At 70.0% G+C, this 15,974-nt stretch carries 15 protein-coding genes; 11 read left to right on the top strand and 4 right to left on the bottom strand.

The genetic code is table 11. The annotated features are described in order from the left end of the window. Positions 1–11: 11 nt before the first annotated feature. The 3 genes from EDD54_RS15520 to EDD54_RS15510 are packed head-to-tail and all read right to left on the bottom strand — an operon-like array spanning position 12 to position 1,920. Positions 12–302 (bottom strand): PqqD family protein, encoded by a 291-nt coding sequence (locus tag EDD54_RS15520; protein WP_126537888.1) that lies wholly within the window; start codon positions 300–302, stop codon positions 12–14. After that, on the bottom strand, positions 299–1,162 hold the full coding sequence (locus EDD54_RS15515; protein ID WP_126537886.1) for a sulfotransferase domain-containing protein: 864 nt from the start codon (positions 1,160–1,162) through the stop codon (positions 299–301). The genes EDD54_RS15520 and EDD54_RS15515 overlap by 4 nt, the downstream gene beginning before the upstream one ends. Next, complete coding sequence (locus EDD54_RS15510; RefSeq protein ID WP_126537884.1) at positions 1,159–1,920, bottom strand: hypothetical protein; 762 nt, start codon at positions 1,918–1,920, stop codon at positions 1,159–1,161. Before EDD54_RS15510 ends, EDD54_RS15515 begins: the two co-directional genes overlap by 4 nt. 364 nt (positions 1,921–2,284) lie before the next feature. Here EDD54_RS15510 and EDD54_RS23050 point away from each other — a divergent pair, with 364 nt between their 5' ends. From EDD54_RS23050 to EDD54_RS15460, 11 genes are all read left to right on the top strand, one after another. Continuing rightward, a complete protein-coding gene (locus EDD54_RS23050) occupies positions 2,285–2,458 on the top strand; it encodes a hypothetical protein (protein WP_165644467.1) in 174 nt (57 codons plus the stop codon). Between the two features lie 66 nt (positions 2,459–2,524). Beyond that, on the top strand, positions 2,525–3,511 hold the full coding sequence (locus EDD54_RS15505; RefSeq protein WP_126541772.1) for a putative 2OG-Fe(II) oxygenase: 987 nt from the start codon (positions 2,525–2,527) through the stop codon (positions 3,509–3,511). Then, the gene (locus EDD54_RS15500) at positions 3,508–4,428 is read left to right on the top strand and encodes a 2OG-Fe(II) oxygenase (RefSeq protein ID WP_133674021.1); all 921 of its coding nucleotides are present in this window, start codon (positions 3,508–3,510) and stop codon (positions 4,426–4,428) included. The genes EDD54_RS15505 and EDD54_RS15500 overlap by 4 nt, the downstream gene beginning before the upstream one ends. A 342-nt stretch (positions 4,429–4,770) precedes the next feature. Beyond that, positions 4,771–5,397: a hypothetical protein gene (locus EDD54_RS15495; RefSeq protein ID WP_126537881.1), complete on the top strand. Its 627-nt coding sequence runs from the start codon at positions 4,771–4,773 to the stop codon at positions 5,395–5,397. A 147-nt stretch (positions 5,398–5,544) separates the two neighbouring features. Next, positions 5,545–5,985 carry a potassium-transporting ATPase subunit F gene (locus EDD54_RS23810; RefSeq protein ID WP_425375003.1) on the top strand — a complete coding sequence of 147 codons (441 nt, stop codon included), beginning with the start codon at positions 5,545–5,547 and terminating at the stop codon, positions 5,983–5,985. A 23-nt stretch (positions 5,986–6,008) separates the two neighbouring features. After that, entirely contained in the window at positions 6,009–7,718 is a 1,710-nt protein-coding gene (kdpA, locus tag EDD54_RS15485) for a potassium-transporting ATPase subunit KdpA (protein WP_126537879.1), read from the top strand. Between the two features lie 23 nt (positions 7,719–7,741). Beyond that, the gene (gene kdpB, locus EDD54_RS15480) at positions 7,742–9,793 is read left to right on the top strand and encodes a potassium-transporting ATPase subunit KdpB (RefSeq protein ID WP_126537877.1); all 2,052 of its coding nucleotides are present in this window, start codon (positions 7,742–7,744) and stop codon (positions 9,791–9,793) included. 11 nt (positions 9,794–9,804) lie between these two features. Next, positions 9,805–10,455 carry a potassium-transporting ATPase subunit KdpC gene (gene kdpC / locus EDD54_RS15475; protein ID WP_126537875.1) on the top strand — a complete coding sequence of 217 codons (651 nt, stop codon included), beginning with the start codon at positions 9,805–9,807 and terminating at the stop codon, positions 10,453–10,455. After that, entirely contained in the window at positions 10,452–13,130 is a 2,679-nt protein-coding gene (locus tag EDD54_RS15470) for a sensor histidine kinase (RefSeq protein WP_126537873.1), read from the top strand. The genes kdpC and EDD54_RS15470 overlap by 4 nt, the downstream gene beginning before the upstream one ends. Continuing rightward, positions 13,127–13,810 (top strand): response regulator, encoded by a 684-nt coding sequence (locus tag EDD54_RS15465; protein WP_126537871.1) that lies wholly within the window; start codon positions 13,127–13,129, stop codon positions 13,808–13,810. Before EDD54_RS15470 ends, EDD54_RS15465 begins: the two co-directional genes overlap by 4 nt. A gap of 121 nt (positions 13,811–13,931) precedes the next feature. Next, the gene (locus EDD54_RS15460) at positions 13,932–14,630 is read left to right on the top strand and encodes a L,D-transpeptidase (protein WP_126537869.1); all 699 of its coding nucleotides are present in this window, start codon (positions 13,932–13,934) and stop codon (positions 14,628–14,630) included. A gap of 48 nt (positions 14,631–14,678) precedes the next feature. On the opposite strand, the gene EDD54_RS15455 is transcribed toward EDD54_RS15460, so the two are convergent. After that, positions 14,679–15,929: an MFS transporter gene (locus EDD54_RS15455; protein WP_126537867.1), complete on the bottom strand. Its 1,251-nt coding sequence runs from the start codon at positions 15,927–15,929 to the stop codon at positions 14,679–14,681. Between the last annotated feature and the right edge of the window lie 45 nt (positions 15,930–15,974).

Raw genomic sequence — 15,974 nt, 5'->3', positions numbered from 1 at the left:
TCCTCGCCGGATCAGGCTGCCGACAGCGTGAGCAGGTTTCGCTCGTGCAATTGCGTCAGGAAGTCGTCGACAGCGGCGGCGCATTCGTCGGGCGTCACCTCGTATTCGTCGACCAGGGTCGCCACCAGGGCGGTGCGGCTGGTCGGTTGTTCCAACAAGGCCCAAATGCGGGCCGCCACCGCATTCAGTCCATGATACTCGCCCCGCGTGATGTTCAGCATCAGCAGTGAACCGTCCAATTCCGTCGTCAGGACATCCGTCGAGCGGGTCATCAGGGCATCGGACGGCAGTGATGGGGTCATGACATCGTCTCCCGTTGGTATCCAAGCCGTTCCATGGTCGCGCCGTGGGCGCCTTCGATGGACCGAACGTCGTCGAGGGTCAAATGCCGACGCCACGCGCCGCTGCGGCCTTCCCGGAAGAACGGCGCGCTGCCGGCCCGTTCGACGAAATCCGCGTCTTTTTCCTGCGCTTGCAGTTCGGCGAAGCTGGCATGGCGCACCGCCCGCGCCACCGCTCCGGCATCGGCTTCGATCCCCAGGAACGCGAGCGCGCGGGCGAACTCACCCACCGTGTCGGCCAGCAGATCCTCGTAGCGGACGACATGGATCGGAACGTCCACCTGATCCAGCCAGCTGTTCACGTGCCCGCTCCAGTCCAGCAGCCGTTGCGGCGTCTGGGCATGCCGATAGCCCGTCAGGATGTTGGCCGGATCGCCCATGACCGCGATGGAGCGGGCGAACGAGAAGTCGCAATGGAAAGCGTAGGACACGGCGACGTCGCGGGGATCGCGGACGAGATGGACGGCCGCCCGCGCCCGCCGGCCCAGGATCGGCGTTCCGTCGTCCAGCAACGTGTAGGCATCATGGGTCTTGACGAATACCGCCGAGGCCTGTTCGGCCGCGAACGCGTCATGTGTCAGGGCGCGAAGCCTCTCCACTTCGTCGTGCCGGAGCAGGTCGCTGTCCAGCAGGGACAGATCGTCCAACGACCGGCGGTGGCTGGCGACCCGGAACGGAAGATCCAATGCGTTGATGTCCTGGGGCCCGTCGCCATCGGCCAGCAGATTGGCCAGCAGGACGCGGAGCCAAGTGTTCCCCGACTTGGGGTAGGAGGCGAGCCAGACCACGCCCGGGGGAAGCTTCACGACCGACCGCTTCATGACAAGGCACGTTCCTCGAGGCCGCGCACGTGTGCCAGCACTGCCCCGGCCACCTCGTCCAGCCTGTCGAGGTCACGGGGGCGCGAGAGGCGGAAGAGCGGCACACGGCGAAGCACGGCATCGCGCAAGGCGGCGCTGCGGCTGTCGAGCCGTGCCGTCGTCAAGGCCAGACGCCGACGATAGCTCTGGTTCAGGAGGGCTTGCGCCGCGACGAGCGGCGGTAGCCGATCGAAGCTGGTCGCCTTTCCGCGCGGCGAATCGTGCAGCACGTACACCGCCTTCAACGGCACCGGTGCCGACACGGCGGCGGGCGCGGTGACATAATGCTTGGACAGGCCCCGACGCACGGCCGGGCCCGACTGCGCCGTCATCCCCAACCGCGCGATGGTCGTGTCGTAGAGTTTCAAGTGCTGCCCGTCGGGTTGCACCAGCGGGCCTTCACCCGGAGCGCCCAGGGACAAGGCGGCCAGATCGTCGCCGACCAGCCGGCATCCCGATCGGCACAACGCGGCGGCCAGCGTGGACTTGCCGGTCCCGCCGAAGCCGCACAAGGTGATCCCGCCCCCGTCCACTTCCACGGTCGCCCCATGCAGCACCATGCCGCCGCGCTGATACAGCAGCGCCCCGATGCCGGTGCCGAGGACAAAGGGCATGATGTCGTCGATGTCGGCCGCCGGATCGATATCGAGCGTCCGGCCGTCGCTCGCCATGAAGCGGCCGGAATCCGGCAAGGTCAGCAGAAGGCGGTTGCCGTCCATCTCCCAGCCGGGCCCATGCCCGAGAGGTGACTCCAGACGGTGAGGGACCGCACGCCGCTGCAACAGGACATCCGGCGTGCCCGGTGCGTCGTCCAACGCAGTCGCCCCTGGCAACGGAACGACGGCGCTGAAGGACAGGCCGCAAAGCCGATAATGAAACATGGAAGAGCGCCTAACCTTCGATCCGAATTCCTGGTCGCGACACCGTGGTTCATCTCGTCCAGAAAACCGCCTGTCGGGACGTGAGCATACGTGAGCTACGCCGTATTGCCTTGACAAATTTGACGTTTGGCGCCTATGCACAAGAGAAGATCGATCGTTGGCGGTGCGCCACCGATCGAATCCCCTTTTGCAGGTGCGAACGATGGCCGTCGAGTCCGAGGACCGCTTCGATGCTCTTCCGTCGCCGGTTGCGCCCTCGCTGCGCAAGCCCTGGGTTCGGCCGCAAATCGAAGATGCCAGCGTGCTGATGAACACGACGGAGCCGTGCACCGATCCGTCGAACGCCGAGTTGGGAACCGCGAAGAACGGCTCCTGAGGTCGCCGATCGGGGAGCGGAAGGGCCGCGTGCCCGGGGCCGTCACAGAGGTCGGGCGTGCTTGCGATGGAAGACAGGTGGGCCGCCGCCAAAGCGGCGCTCGCGCACAAGGCGGCGGAGCGGGCGGACGGTGCCGTCGGGTTGCTCGCCCGCGCCGGAACCCTGTTGACGTCGGGGGACGCGACCGCGGCGGCGGATCTGGTAAGGCAGGCCTATGCCATCGATCCGTGGCTGCACGGGGCGCTGCGGCTGCTCTTGTCGGCTTCCCGAACGCCGCGTCGGGATGTCGTCCATGAACGCGCCGAAGCCTTGATCGCGGCTGGTTTCACCGCGACCCCGATCCTGGTCCACTATCTGGTGTCGGCGGCCCAACTGGGGCGGAGCGACGTCGTCGCTCGCATGACCCGCGACTTCCTTCGTACCGACCGGCTTCACGGCCCGGACGATCCCGATCTCGCGGAGTTGTCCGCCGAACTGCGCCACGGCCTACGGCATTACGCAGAGCCGGAACAGCGCTCGATCCGTCACGGGTTGCGGCGGGACGACCTGCGGGAGGGGGAAGGAGCGCCGATTCTCCGCCGCATGTTCGAGAGGCTCCGGCCGGTGGTGGACCGGTATCTCGCCGAACTGGCCCACGTTGCGGCCACCGACCCGACCCACCCGTTTCTGGCCGGTCTGCCGTCGCGCTATCGGTTGGGCGGATGGAGCGTGGTGTCCGGCGCCGACACCCATCATCTGCCCCATTTCCACCCGATGTCCTGGTGCAACGGCGTCTATTACGTGGAAGTCCCGCCGGTCGTCGCGCAAACGGAGCGGCGGGCCGGTTGGCTCCATGTCGGTCCGCCCGAGGACACGGAGTCCGACTTCGGCGATTGGGAGGCACGTTGGATCCAGCCCGAGCCCGGGAAAATCGTCCTGATGCCCAGCTATTTCCACCATCGCACCGTGCCGTTGGGTGTCGATCAGCGCCGCATCTGTGTCGCCTTCGAGATCTATCCCGCGGACTCCCCGGTCCTGGAAAACCCGGAATTCTGGACTCCCGTGCGATCATGACTGCTTCGGCCACCGCGAGCATCTTCGCAAGGATCGCGCCCCACAGGTCGATACGGGGATTCCTCGGCGACGAGCTGGTCGAGCAATTGCTGCAATATGCGCAAGACCGGGAGCGCGCGTTCACGCCGACCCGCGTCGGGCCGACGGGCATGCGCAAGGTTGCGGAAGATGTGCGCATCTCCCTGGTGCTACACGATCTCGGCCCGTGGCGCGACGTGCTGGAGGAGCGGTTCCGGGCCGTGATGGACGACGCGGCGCACGCGCTCGGTCTCGGGTCGATCGACCTGGCCGTGATGGAACTGGAACTCGTGGCGCACGGCGATGGCGCCTTCTACAAGCGCCACGTCGACACCTCGACCACGCAGATCAACGCCCGGTCCGACCGGGTGCTGACGGGGGTCTACTATTTTCATCGGCTCCCCCGGGCATTCGACGGCGGTGAACTGCGGCTGCACTCCATTGCGCCGGTGGAACAGGGCGGGCGGTTCGTCGACATCGCCCCGGAACGGGACATGCTGCTGCTGTTTCCATCCTGGGCGCCGCACGAGGTGCGGCCGATTTCTTGTCCGTCCGGTGACTTCGCCCAATCGCGGTTCGCCATCAATTGCTGGTATCGGCAACGCCGCAAAGCGGTGGCCGCACCACCGTCGGACGCCGCGGTTCCGGCTCGTTTGGCGGTCGATCCGTCCGCCCGTCCGGCACGCGGCCGAGACATCGATTCGATCTATCTGGAGATCGATTCCCGCACGGCAGCGGCCGGCTCCACCCGAAAACTGCTGCGCGACGGCGATCCGGGTTTCGACGAGGCCGTTCGGCTGATCGAAAAGCCCGACGACGCGGACGCGTTGCTCGCGGCCGCTTCGCCCGCCGCGTTGCGGGCGCTGTGGGAATTCGGGTTGCTCGTGGCCGCCGAATAGAGAACCGCCGTCGTGCTTCCGGAGGGCTTTGCCCGGTCTCGTGATCTCCATGCAGTCAACGGCTTTGCGCCGATTGCCTGTCCCCGGCAGTGCCGCAAGCTGCCGTCGCCCAAAGTCGGCGGGCCGTCACCGGCGAGAAGATGCAGCTTGGCGACTGGCTCTCCGATCGCCGTGTCGCTCACGACGACCTCGTTGGACGCGTCGTCCAACGGGCGGCGCGTGCCGCCAGGGAAAGGACCGTCAGACGTCCGCTCGAGAGCAGCTATGCGTAGACGTTGCTCTCTCGCGGTAGCAATAGAGTAGGCATCTGGCGAGCTCGGCCGAGCTGAAAGGTAGGAAGTTATGAGCAACAAGCTGATGCCTTGGGACCGACCTCTGGGCAGCTTCGCGCCAAACCGGCAAGGGGATCGGGCAGATGGTCCCATCTACACGGCGCTTGGTCGAGCGTTGTCGGCTTGGGAAGGAGTCAATGCTGCCGTTAGCAGCCTTGCCCATGCCTTGCATCGGCACTTGCCTGAACGAGAGTTCGGGCTTTCGATCAACACTTTTGACACTCTCCTCAAAACGCATGAGCGCGCGAGTTTTTTGCGTGAGGCGGGCCTGAGATTCTTGTCGGGCAATTTTGGGCATCAGCACGCTGCCGCGGCCAAGTTCAAGAAAGTTCTGCGCAGAGAAATGGGTGCATATACTGAATGGGTGGCGAGGAGGAATGAACTGGCGCATGGATATGTCACTGAAATGAGTTCACCTGACTATGCCGACCCGAATCAACCACTCACAACCTTCTACGCGCTACTCCCCTCGCACGCTCGGACCGACCGATGGTTTCATGAAGAACCAGAATGGAACTACGTAGCTGATGAGATCGAGATGTTTGCCAGGAGATTTAAAGAACTCGACGATCGCATAGAAACTCTGGCAAGCAAAGCTGGGGATCTGCAACTCATTCGCAACGTGGGCGCCTTCTAATCCTCAGCTTGCTAACGGCAGCGTTCGCGAAAATTTGCTCTCGCACCAAAGAACACAAATGGGGGCGAGTGCAGAAGAGTAATCATCCGGCATTCGCACCCCGAATGACGGTCTGTGCGGAGACGGCCTCAAATCTGAGGTTCAGACATGCGTGTGGCAAGTTTTGCTGCCAGCGCGGTTTGGATTTTCGTTTCTGGATCCGCAAAGCGCCAACAAAGACATAGCGATCTCGAGGTTCATCCTCTTAGGCGTGCCATCTTTCAGAGTTCTTGGCGATCACGTAGCGCGACCCGCCGTACCGCGGACACGAGCGCCGCGAGCAAACCGGCACCGCTCCCCCCGCCAATCCACATGGATCCCTTATGCCGATCGGGCCTACTCGATCCGATGTCCGAACCAGGAGGCATCCATGCTGGACATCGCCTATCTCGCCGTCGGCCTCGGCTTCTTCGCGGCGATGGCGCTCTACGCCCGCTGGGCGGCCGGCGCCTGAGGCCCGCCATGCCCGATCTCGTGCTCGGCGCGGCCGTCGCCGCCGTCCTCGCCCTCTATCTCGTCGCCGTGTTGATCCGGCCCGAGAAGTTCTGATCCCCGTTCCGAAAGCGACCGCCATGACCCTCGCCGGCTGGCTGCAGATCGCGCTCGTCCTCGGCCTCGTCCTCGCCGCCGCCGCCCCGCTCGGGGGCTACGTGGCGCGGGTCGCGGCCGGCGAGCGCACCTTACTCTCACCCGTCCTCGGCCCGCTCGAGCGCGTGCTCTACCGCGCCGCGGGCGTCGATCCCGCCCGCGAGCAGGGCTGGCTCGGCTACACGCTCGCCATGCTCGCCTTCAACGCCGCCGGCTTCGTGCTGCTCTACGCGATCCTCAGGCTCCAGGGCGGGCTGCCGCTCGATCCGCAGGGCTTTTCCGGCCTCTCGCCGGACCTCGCGTTCAACACCGCCGTCAGCTTCGTCACCAACACCAATTGGCAGAACTACGCCGGCGAGAGCACCATGAGCCACTTCAGCCAGATGGCCGGGCTCACGGTGCAGAACTTCCTGTCGGCTGCGACGGGCCTCGCGCTCGCCGTGGCGCTGGTCCGCGCCTTCGCGCGCTCCGGTGCGGCGACGGTCGGCAACTTCTTCGTCGACGTCACCCGGGCCACCCTCTACGTGCTGTTGCCGCTCGCGCTCGTCACGGCGCTCGTGCAGGTCGCGCTCGGCACGCCGCAGACGCTCGAAGCCTCGGCGGTCGCGACCACGCTCGAGGGCGGCCGGCAGACGCTGGCGCTCGGGCCGGTCGCGAGCCAGATCGCCATCAAGCAGATCGGCACCAACGGCGGCGGCTTCTTCAACGCCAACGCCGCCCACCCGTTCGAGAACCCGAACGCCTTCGCGAACATGCTGACGATCTGGCAGATGCTGGTGGTGTCGACCGCGCTGGTGTTCGCCTTCGGCCGGATGGTCGGCGACAAGCGGCAGGGCAGGGCGATCCTTACCGCCATGGGCATCCTGCTCGTGACCGCGGTCGGGCTCTGCTACTGGGCCGAAGCGAGCGGCACGCCGGTGCTCGCCGCGGCCGGGCTCGATCCCGCCGGCGGCAACATGGAGGGCAAGGAGGTCCGATTCGGCATCGCCATGTCGGCCCTGTTCGCGGCGGTGACGACCGGCCTCTCCGACGGCGCCGTCAACGCCATGCACGCCTCCTTCACCCCGCTCGGCGGCATGGTGCCGATGGTGATGATCCAACTCGGCGAGATCCTGCCCGGCGGCGTCGGCTCCGGCCTCTACGGCATGCTGGTGATCGCGATTCTCGCCGTCTTCGTCGCCGGCCTGATGGTGGGGCGCACGCCCGAGTATCTCGGCAAGAAGATCGAGGCGAAGGAGGTCAAGATGGCGATCCTCGCCATCCTGGTATTGCCGACCGCGATCCTCGGCTTCTCCGCGGTGTCCGCGGTGATCCCCGCCGGGCTCGCCGGTCCCGCCACCGCCGGGCCGCACGGCCTGTCGGAGATCCTCTACGCCTACACCTCGGCGGCCGGCAACAACGGCTCGGCCTTCGGATCGCTCTCGGGCAACACGCCCTGGTACAACGTCACCCTCGCCGTCGCGATGCTGCTCGGCCGCTTCGCCTACGTGGTGCCGGTGATGGCGATCGCCGGTTCGCTGGTCGCCAAGCCCAGGCTCGCGGCCTCCGCGGGCACCTTCCCGACCCACGGGCCGCTCTTCGTCGGCCTCATCGTCGGCATCGTCCTGATCCTCGGCGGTCTGCAGTTCTTCCCCGCGCTCGCCCTCGGCCCGATCGCCGAGCAGGTGCAGATGCAGGCGGGCAGGCTGTTCTGACCCGGCGCCCGGAGTATCCGCCCATGTCCTCCAAGACCGCATCCACCGTCGTCGCGCCCGACCTGATCGGCCGGGCCGCCCTCGACGCCCTGAAGAAACTCGACCCGCGCTCGTTGGCGAAGAACCCGGTGATCTTCGTCACCGAGGTGGTCGCCGCCCTCGTCACGGTGCTGTTCGTCCGCGATCTCGTCGCGGGCGGGCCGGTGCTGTTCACCGGCCAGATCACCGCCTGGCTGTGGTTCACGGTGCTGTTCGCCAACTTCGCCGAGGCGCTCGCCGAGGGCCGCGGCCGCGCCCAGGCCGACAGCCTGCGCAAGGCTCGCACCGACACCCTCGCCAAGCGCCTCCTGCGCGCCGACGACCGCAACCTCTGGAACAAGGTCTCGGCGCTCGACCTCGAGGTCGGCGACCACGTGCTCGTCGAGGCCGGCGACCTCGTGCCCGGCGACGGCGAGATCGTCGAGGGCATCGCCTCGGTCAACGAGGCGGCGGTGACCGGCGAATCCGCCCCCGTCATCCGCGAGGCCGGCGGCGACCGCTCCGGCGTCACCGGCGGCACCACCGTGCTGTCCGACTGGGTCGTGGTCCGGATCACCGCGGCGCCGGGCTCGTCCTTCCTCGACCGGATGATCGCGCTCGTCGAGGGCGCCGAGCGCCAGAAGACGCCGAACGAGGTGGCGCTGACCATCCTGCTCGTCGGCATGACGTTGATCTTCATGATCGCCGTGGTCAGCCTGTCCGGCCTCGGCGCCTACTCGGGCACGTCGGTGTCGGTGCCGATCCTGGTCGCGCTGCTGGTCACGCTCATCCCCACCACCATCGGCGGCCTGTTGTCGGCGATCGGCATCGCCGGCATGGACCGGCTGATCCGCTTCAACGTGATGGCGATGTCCGGCCGCGCGGTCGAGGCGGCGGGCGACGTCGACACCCTGCTGCTCGACAAGACCGGCACCATCACCTTCGGCAACCGGATGGCTTCCGAGATCGTCGCCATGCCGGGCGTGACCGAGGCCGCGGCGGCCGAGGCGGCACTGCTGGCGAGCCTCGCCGACGACACCGCCGAGGGCAAGTCGATCGTCCGGCTCGTCGCCGAGCGCCACGGCATCGCCATCCCCGCGAGCCGCCCGGAGGGCGCGACCTTCGTGGAATTCTCGGCGGCGACGCGGCTCTCCGGCGTCGACATCGGCGTGCGCAGCATCCGCAAGGGCGCCGTCGACGCCGTCCGCCGCCTCGTCCGCGAGGCCCGGTCGGCGGTCGCCGAGCCGCCGGCCTACGCCCAGGCGGTCGAGCGGATCGCCCGCTCCGGCGGCACGCCGCTCGGCCTCGTCGAGAACGGCCGCATCCTCGGCGTCATCCACCTCAAGGACGTGGTCAAGCCCGACATCAAGGCCCGCTTCGCCGAACTCCGGCGCATGGGCATCCGCACCGTCATGGTCACCGGCGACAATCCGGTCACCGCCGCGGCGATCGCCTCCGAGGCCGGCGTCGACGACTTCATCGCCGAGGCGACGCCGCAGGACAAGCTGAACTACATCCGCGCCGAACAGGCCAAGGGCCGCCTCGTCGCCATGTGCGGCGACGGCACCAACGACGCCCCGGCGCTCGCCCAGGCCGACGTCGGCGTCGCCATGCAGTCGGGCACCCAGGCCGCCCGCGAGGCCGGCAACATGGTCGACCTCGACTCGGATCCCACCAAGCTCATCGAGATCGTCGGCATCGGCAAGCAGCTCCTGATGACGCGCGGGTCGCTGACGACCTTCTCGATCGCCAACGACGTCGCCAAGTATTTCGCGATCATCCCGGCGCTGTTCGTCGCCGCGATCCCCGAACTCGGCGTCCTCAACGTCATGGGCTTGTCGACCCCGGAGAGCGCCATCCTCTCCGCGGTGATCTTCAACGCCCTGATCATCGTCGCCCTGATCCCGCTGGCGCTGCGCGGCGTCGCCTACACGCCCGCCGATGCCGGCGCCATCCTCTCCCGCAACCTCGCCATCTACGGCGTCGGCGGCCTGATCGTGCCCTTCGTCGGCATCAAGATCGTCGATATGCTCGTCGCCGCGCTCGGCCTCGCCTGAAGGATCGACCCATGACCCTCGCACAGCGCCTGCCCGCGGGAACCGCGGCCGAGGCTCCGTCCGACCTCGCCGCCCAGGCCCGGCCCGCCGTCGTCCTGCTTCTCGCCTTCACGCTCCTCCTCGGCCTCGCCTATCCCCTCGCCGTGACCGGTATCGCCCAGGCGGTGTTCCCGGCCGAGGCGAACGGCAGCCTCGTGACGCACGACGGCGTGGTGGTCGGCTCCCGCCTGATCGGCCAGGGCTTCGCCGGCCCCGGCTACTTCCACGGCCGCCCCTCGGCCGCCGGCGCCGGCTACGACGGCCTGGCGTCCGGCGGCTCCAACCTCGCGCCGACGGCGCGGAAACTCGCCGACCGCCTCGCCGCCGACGTCGCGGCGCTCCGCGCCGAGGGCGTCGCCGGCCCGATCCCGGCGGACGCCGTCACCGCCTCCGGCAGCGGCCTCGACCCGGACGTCTCGCCGGGCTATGCCCTCGTTCAGGTCGCCCGCGTCGCCGCGGCCCGCGGGCTGCCCGAGGCGGACGTGCGGGCGCTGGTGCTCCGTGCCGTCGAGAAGCCGGTCCTCGGCCTGATCGGCGAGCCGCGGGTGAACGTGCTCGCCCTGAACCTCGCCCTCGACGCCGCCAAGCCCGAAGCCGCCAAGCCCGAAGCCGCTGGACCATGACCGCCCGGACGCCGCCCCGCGCCTCGCCCGATGCCCTCGTCGCCCTCGCCGGGCGCGAGGGTCGCGGCAAGCTCAGGGTGTTCCTCGGGGCCGCGCCCGGCGTCGGCAAGACCTTCGCCATGCTGCAGGCGGCGCGCGCCGCCGCCGAGGGCGGGCAGGAGGTCGTGATCGGCATCGTCGAGACCCACGGCCGCCGCGAGACCGAGGCCCTGGTGCACGGCCTCGAACTGCTGCCGCGGGCTCAGGTGCCCTACCGCGGCCGGCTCGTTTCCGAATTCGACGTCGACGCCGCGCTCGCCCGCAAACCGCGCCTCCTGCTCGTCGACGAATACGCCCATTCCAACGTGCCGGGATCGCGCCACCCGAAGCGCTGGCAGGACGTCGAGGAACTGCTCGACGCGGGCATCGACGTCTGGACGACGCTGAATGTCCAGCATCTCGAGAGCCTCAACGACGTCGTCCAGAAGATCTCCGGCGTCCGAGTCCGCGAGACCGTGCCCGACGGCGCACTCGAGGCGGCCGACGACATCGTGCTCGTCGACCTGCCGCCGGACGAACTCCTGAAGCGGCTCGCCGACGGCAAGGTCTACGTCGAGGACACCGCCGCGCGCGCGGTGCAGAACTTCTTCAAGCCGTCGAACCTGACGGCATTGCGCGAGCTCGCGCTCCGCCGCGTCGCCGCCCGGGTCGACAGCGACCTCGTCGAGCGGATGCAGGGCGGCGCCATCGAGGGGCCGTGGGCGGCGGGCGAGCGCATCCTGGTCTGCGTCGGCTCCGACGCCGCCGCCGCCCGGGTCGTCCGCCACGCCAAGCGGCTCGCCGACCTGATGGACGCCTCCTGGTTCGCCGTCTCGCTGGAGCGGCCGGGCGCCGACCTCGACCGCGAGGCGCGCGGCCGCCGCGACGCCGCGCTCCGCCTTGCCGAGAGCCTCGGGGCCGAGACCCGGACGCTGGTCGCGACCGATCTCGCCGACGAGATCCTGCGCGTTGCCCGCTTCGAGAACGTGACGCAGATCGTGATCGGCCGGGCGCGCCGCAAACCCTTCGCCCGGCTGGTCCGGCCGTCGCTGCCCGAGGCGCTGGTGCGCGGCGCCGACGGCATCGCCGTCCACGTGGTGACCTCGGACCGCGGCGTCGACGCCCGGCGCACGGGCTGGCGCGAGCGGCTGCCGGATCCGGGGCCGCTCGGCGGATATCTCGAGGCGACGGCCTGCGTCGCCGCGGCGGTCGCGCTCGGCCACGGCATCACGCGCGTGGTGGCGCTGCCCAACATCTCGATGCTGTTCCTGATGGCCGTCCTCGTCCCGGCGATCCGCTCCGGCATCTGGCCGGCCATCTATGCGTCGGTGCTGTCCTTCCTCACTTACAATTTCTTCTTCATCGACCCCCGCTACACCTTCACCATCGCCCGTCCGCACGAACTCCTGGCGCTCGCGATCTTCCTCCTGATCGCCGTCGTCACCTCCACGGTCGCCGGCCGGGCCCGCGATCAGGCGCGCGCCGCGATCCAGCGCGTCCGGGCGACGCGGCGGCTCTACGAGTTCACCCGCAAGCTCTCCGCCCTCCCGGGCGCCGACGCGGTGGCCGAGGCCGCGGCGTCGGAGATCCACGCCATCGTCGGCCGCAGCGCCGTGCTGCTGCTCGACCGCGCCGGCGAACTCGCGATCGCCGCGGCCTGGCCGCCCGAGGACCGGCTCGACACCGCCTCGACCATGGCCGCGCGCTGGGCCTTCGAGCGCCGCGAGGCCGCCGGCGCCGACACCGCCACGCTGCCGAACGTGCCCTGGCTGTTCCTGCCGCTGGTCGCCGGCCGCGGCCCGATCGGCGTGGTCGGCGTCGAGGACGCGCCCGACGGCGTGCCGCTCGACGCCGAGAGCCGCACCCTGCTCGACAGCCTCGTCGAGCAGACCGCCGTCGCCCTCGACCGCGCCACGCTCGCCGGCGAGATCGAGGCGACGCGGATGGCGGCCGAGACCGAGCGCGTCCGCAACATCCTGCTCGCCTCGATCAGCCACGACTTCCGCACCCCGCTCGCCACCGTCCTCGGCGCGGCGACCAGCCTGACCGAGCTCGGCGACCGCCTCGGCGCGGCCGAACGCGCCGATCTCCTCGCCGCGATCCGCGAGGAGGCCGAGCATCTCGACGGCATGGTGCGCAATCTCCTCGCCATGACCCGGCTCGAGGCCGGCGCGCTCGAGATCCGGATGGACTGGACCGACGTCGCCGAGGTGCTGGAACGCGTCGCCGCCGCCGCGCGCCGGCGCGGGGCGACGCAGGCGATCACGGTCGCCACTCCACCCGACCTGCCGCTCGCGCTCGCCGATCCGATCCTGCTCGAACAGGCGCTCGGCAACGTGGTCGGCAACGCCGTGCGCTACGCCGGCCCGTCGGCACGGATCGCGCTCTCGGCGGCGGCGGACGAACGCGACCTGACCGTCGCCGTCGAGGACGACGGCCCCGGCGTGCCGGCCACGGTGCTGCCGCACGTCTTCGAGAAATTCGTCCGCGCCTCCGCCGAGCGCGGCGACGGCGGCGAGGGCTCCGGCCTCGGCCTCGCGATCGCCAAGGGCATCGCCGAGGCCCACGGCGGCACGATCCGCGCCGAGAGCCCCGTCGATGGCGGCCGCGGCGCCCGCTTCACGCTCCTCCTGCCCCGGCGGCGCCCAGAACCATGACCACCGTCCTCCTCGTCGACGACGAACAGGCGATCCACCGCTTCCTGCGGCCGGCGCTCGCGGCCGAGGGCTACGAGGTGCTGCCGGCTAAGGACGGCCGCGAGGCACTGGCGCTCGCCTCGGAGCGCGCACCGGACGTGGTGATCCTCGACCTCGGCCTGCCCGACATCGACGGCAAGGTCGTGCTGCGGCGCCTGCGCGCCTGGAGCGACGTGCCGGTGGTGATCCTCTCCGCGCGCGACCGCGAGGCCGAGAAGGTCGAGGCGCTCGACCTCGGCGCCGACGACTTCGTCAACAAGCCCTTCGGTGTCGGCGAATTGCTGGCGCGGCTGCGCGCCGCCCTGCGCAAGCACCGCCCGGGCAAGGCCGCGCCGACGGTCCTCCGTGCCGGCCGCTGCGAGATCGACCTCGCCGCCCACCGGGTGACGCTCGCCGGCGAGGAGGTCCGCCTGACCCGCCGGGAGTTCGACCTCCTCGCCCTGCTCGCCCGCAACGCCGGCACGGTGCTGACCCACCGCCAGCTCCTCACCGCCGTCTGGGGCCCCTCCCACGCCGGCGACACCCAGTATCTGCGCGTCTACGTCGGCCAGATCCGCCAGAAGCTCGGCGCGAGCGAGAGCGACCTGGTGATCCTCACCGAGCCCGGCATCGGCTACCGCATCGCCACGGATGCGGGCTGAGCGGGGCGTCTCCTGCTTGCGATTCGCCCGCCGGGACGGCAAGCTCGCCGCGATCGGATCGCCCGGCGCTCGGCGCTGCGGCGATCCACAGCGACAACGAGCGACGGGAAGCCTCTGGATCATGGTCATCGACGGTGCGTTTGCCGACCTCGGGGAAACGGGCGACGCGGGTCGCCCCGGGCATCTCCACCGCCGGGCCTTCCTGATCGGGGCCGCCGCCGGCGTCGGCGCGCTCGGCCTCTCCGGCTGCATGTCGAGCGACGCGCGGCTCCGCCGCGAGGCGGCCGCCTTCTACGGCCCGATCCCGGAAGAGAAGTTCCCGGTCCCCGCCACCGACATCCGCAAGGTCAAGACGCAGTATCTGCGCCAGACGGTGAAATACGCCTCCACCGAGGCGCCGGGCACCATCGTCGTCGACCCCGCCAACTACTACGTCTACCGCATCGAAGGCGAGGGCAAGGCGACCCGCTACGGCGCCAACGTCGGGCGCCAGGGCTTCCTGTGGAGCGGCGAGGCCTATGTCGGGCGCAAGTCCGAGTGGCCGACTTGGACCCCGCCGAAGGAGATGATCCAGCGCGATCCGCGCGCGGCGAAATACGCCGGCGGCATGCCGGGCGGTCCCGACAACCCGCTCGGCGCCCGCGCGCTGCACCTCTACCAGAACGGCGTCTACACGCTCTACACCATCTACGCCTCGCGCTATCCCGCCACCATCGGCACCAACCTGACCAGCGGCTGCACAGGCCTGCTGACCCAGGACATGATCCACCTCTACGACCGCACCCCGGTCGACACCAAGGTGATCGTCCTGCCGGCCTGACGAGCGGCGGCGCCGGGCGACGGCCCGGCGCACGAAGGCGGGGAACCGTCAGCGCGCGCGCCGGGCCGGTCCGCCCGGCCCGAAGGCGACCGCGGCGGCGACGAGCATCGCCGCGCCCGCCAGCAGGAAGGTCGCGCGCATCCCCGCGGCAATGTCCGCGGGCGCCGCCGCGGCGAAGGCCCGAGAACCGACGTCGGTGCCGACGAAGGCGGCGAACACGGCGCCCATCACCGAGGCACCCGCGATCAGCCCGACGTTGCGCGACAGGCCGAGCGCCCCCGAGACGGTGCCGCGCCGGTCCTTCGGCACGGCCGCCAGCGCCGCCGTGTTGTTGGCGGCCTGGAACAGCTGGTAGCCCGGCGTCAGCACGGCGATCGCCGCGAGATAGCCGGCGACGCCCGCCCCCTGCGGCAGCGCCGCGAGCAGGAACGCGCCGGCGGTGAGCAGGGCGAGGCCGACGGCGGTCACCCGCGCGCTGCCGAGCGCGTCGACGAGCCGGCCCGAGGGCACTCCGGCGAGGATCGAGATCACGGGCCCGACCGCCATGACGAAGCCGACGCGGCCGGCGTCGAGGCCGAGACCGAGGCCGAGATGGAACGGGCCGACCACCAGCGTCGTCATCATCACCGCGGCGACCAGCAGGTTGACGACGAGGTTCGGCACGAGGGCGCGGTAGATCCCCGGCGCCGGCACGGTTGACGCCCGCGACGCCTTCACCCGCTCGTCCGGCAAGGTCGCGACGGCGAGCGCGAACGCCAGCACGGCCAGCGGGACCTGCACCCAGAAGATGCCGCGCCAGCCCGCGACCGGGATCAGCAGGCCGCCGAGCGAGGGGCCGAGCGCCGTCCCGAGTGCCGAGACGGTGCCGAGCAGGCCCATCGCCCGCCCGACCCGCGCCTCGTCCGCGGTCTGCCGCATCAGCGCCATGGCGAGCGTCGTCAGGAAGGCGGCGCCGATGCCCTGGAGCGCGCGGGCGCCGATCAGCGCCCACAGGGTCGGCGCAACTGCGCACAGCAGCGAGGCGACGGCGAACAGCGCGAGCCCCGCCACCAGCGCGGGTTTGAGGCCGTGGCGGTCGCCGAGTCGTCCCGCGACGAGTACCGCCACCGTCAGCGCCGCGAGATAGGCGACCACCACCGCCTGCACCGCGGCGAAGGGTGCGTCGAAGGCCGCGGCCAGCGTCGGCAGGGCGATGTTGGCGATGCTGGTGCCGAGCGAGGCGAGCAGCATCGATAGGGCGAGCGTCGCCGCGATCATGGTCCGCGCCGCCGTCGGTGCGCGCGTTTCGGTCGTCGTCATTCTTGTCTCCCCTTGCGGAAATTTCAGGTCGGGAGCAGGCTGCCA

Source organism: Oharaeibacter diazotrophicus, from assembly GCF_004362745.1.
Classification (GTDB): domain Bacteria; phylum Pseudomonadota; class Alphaproteobacteria; order Rhizobiales; family Pleomorphomonadaceae; genus Oharaeibacter; species Oharaeibacter diazotrophicus.
Note: the sequence above shows the minus strand (reverse complement) of the source record. Positions and strands in the feature narration are given on the sequence as shown.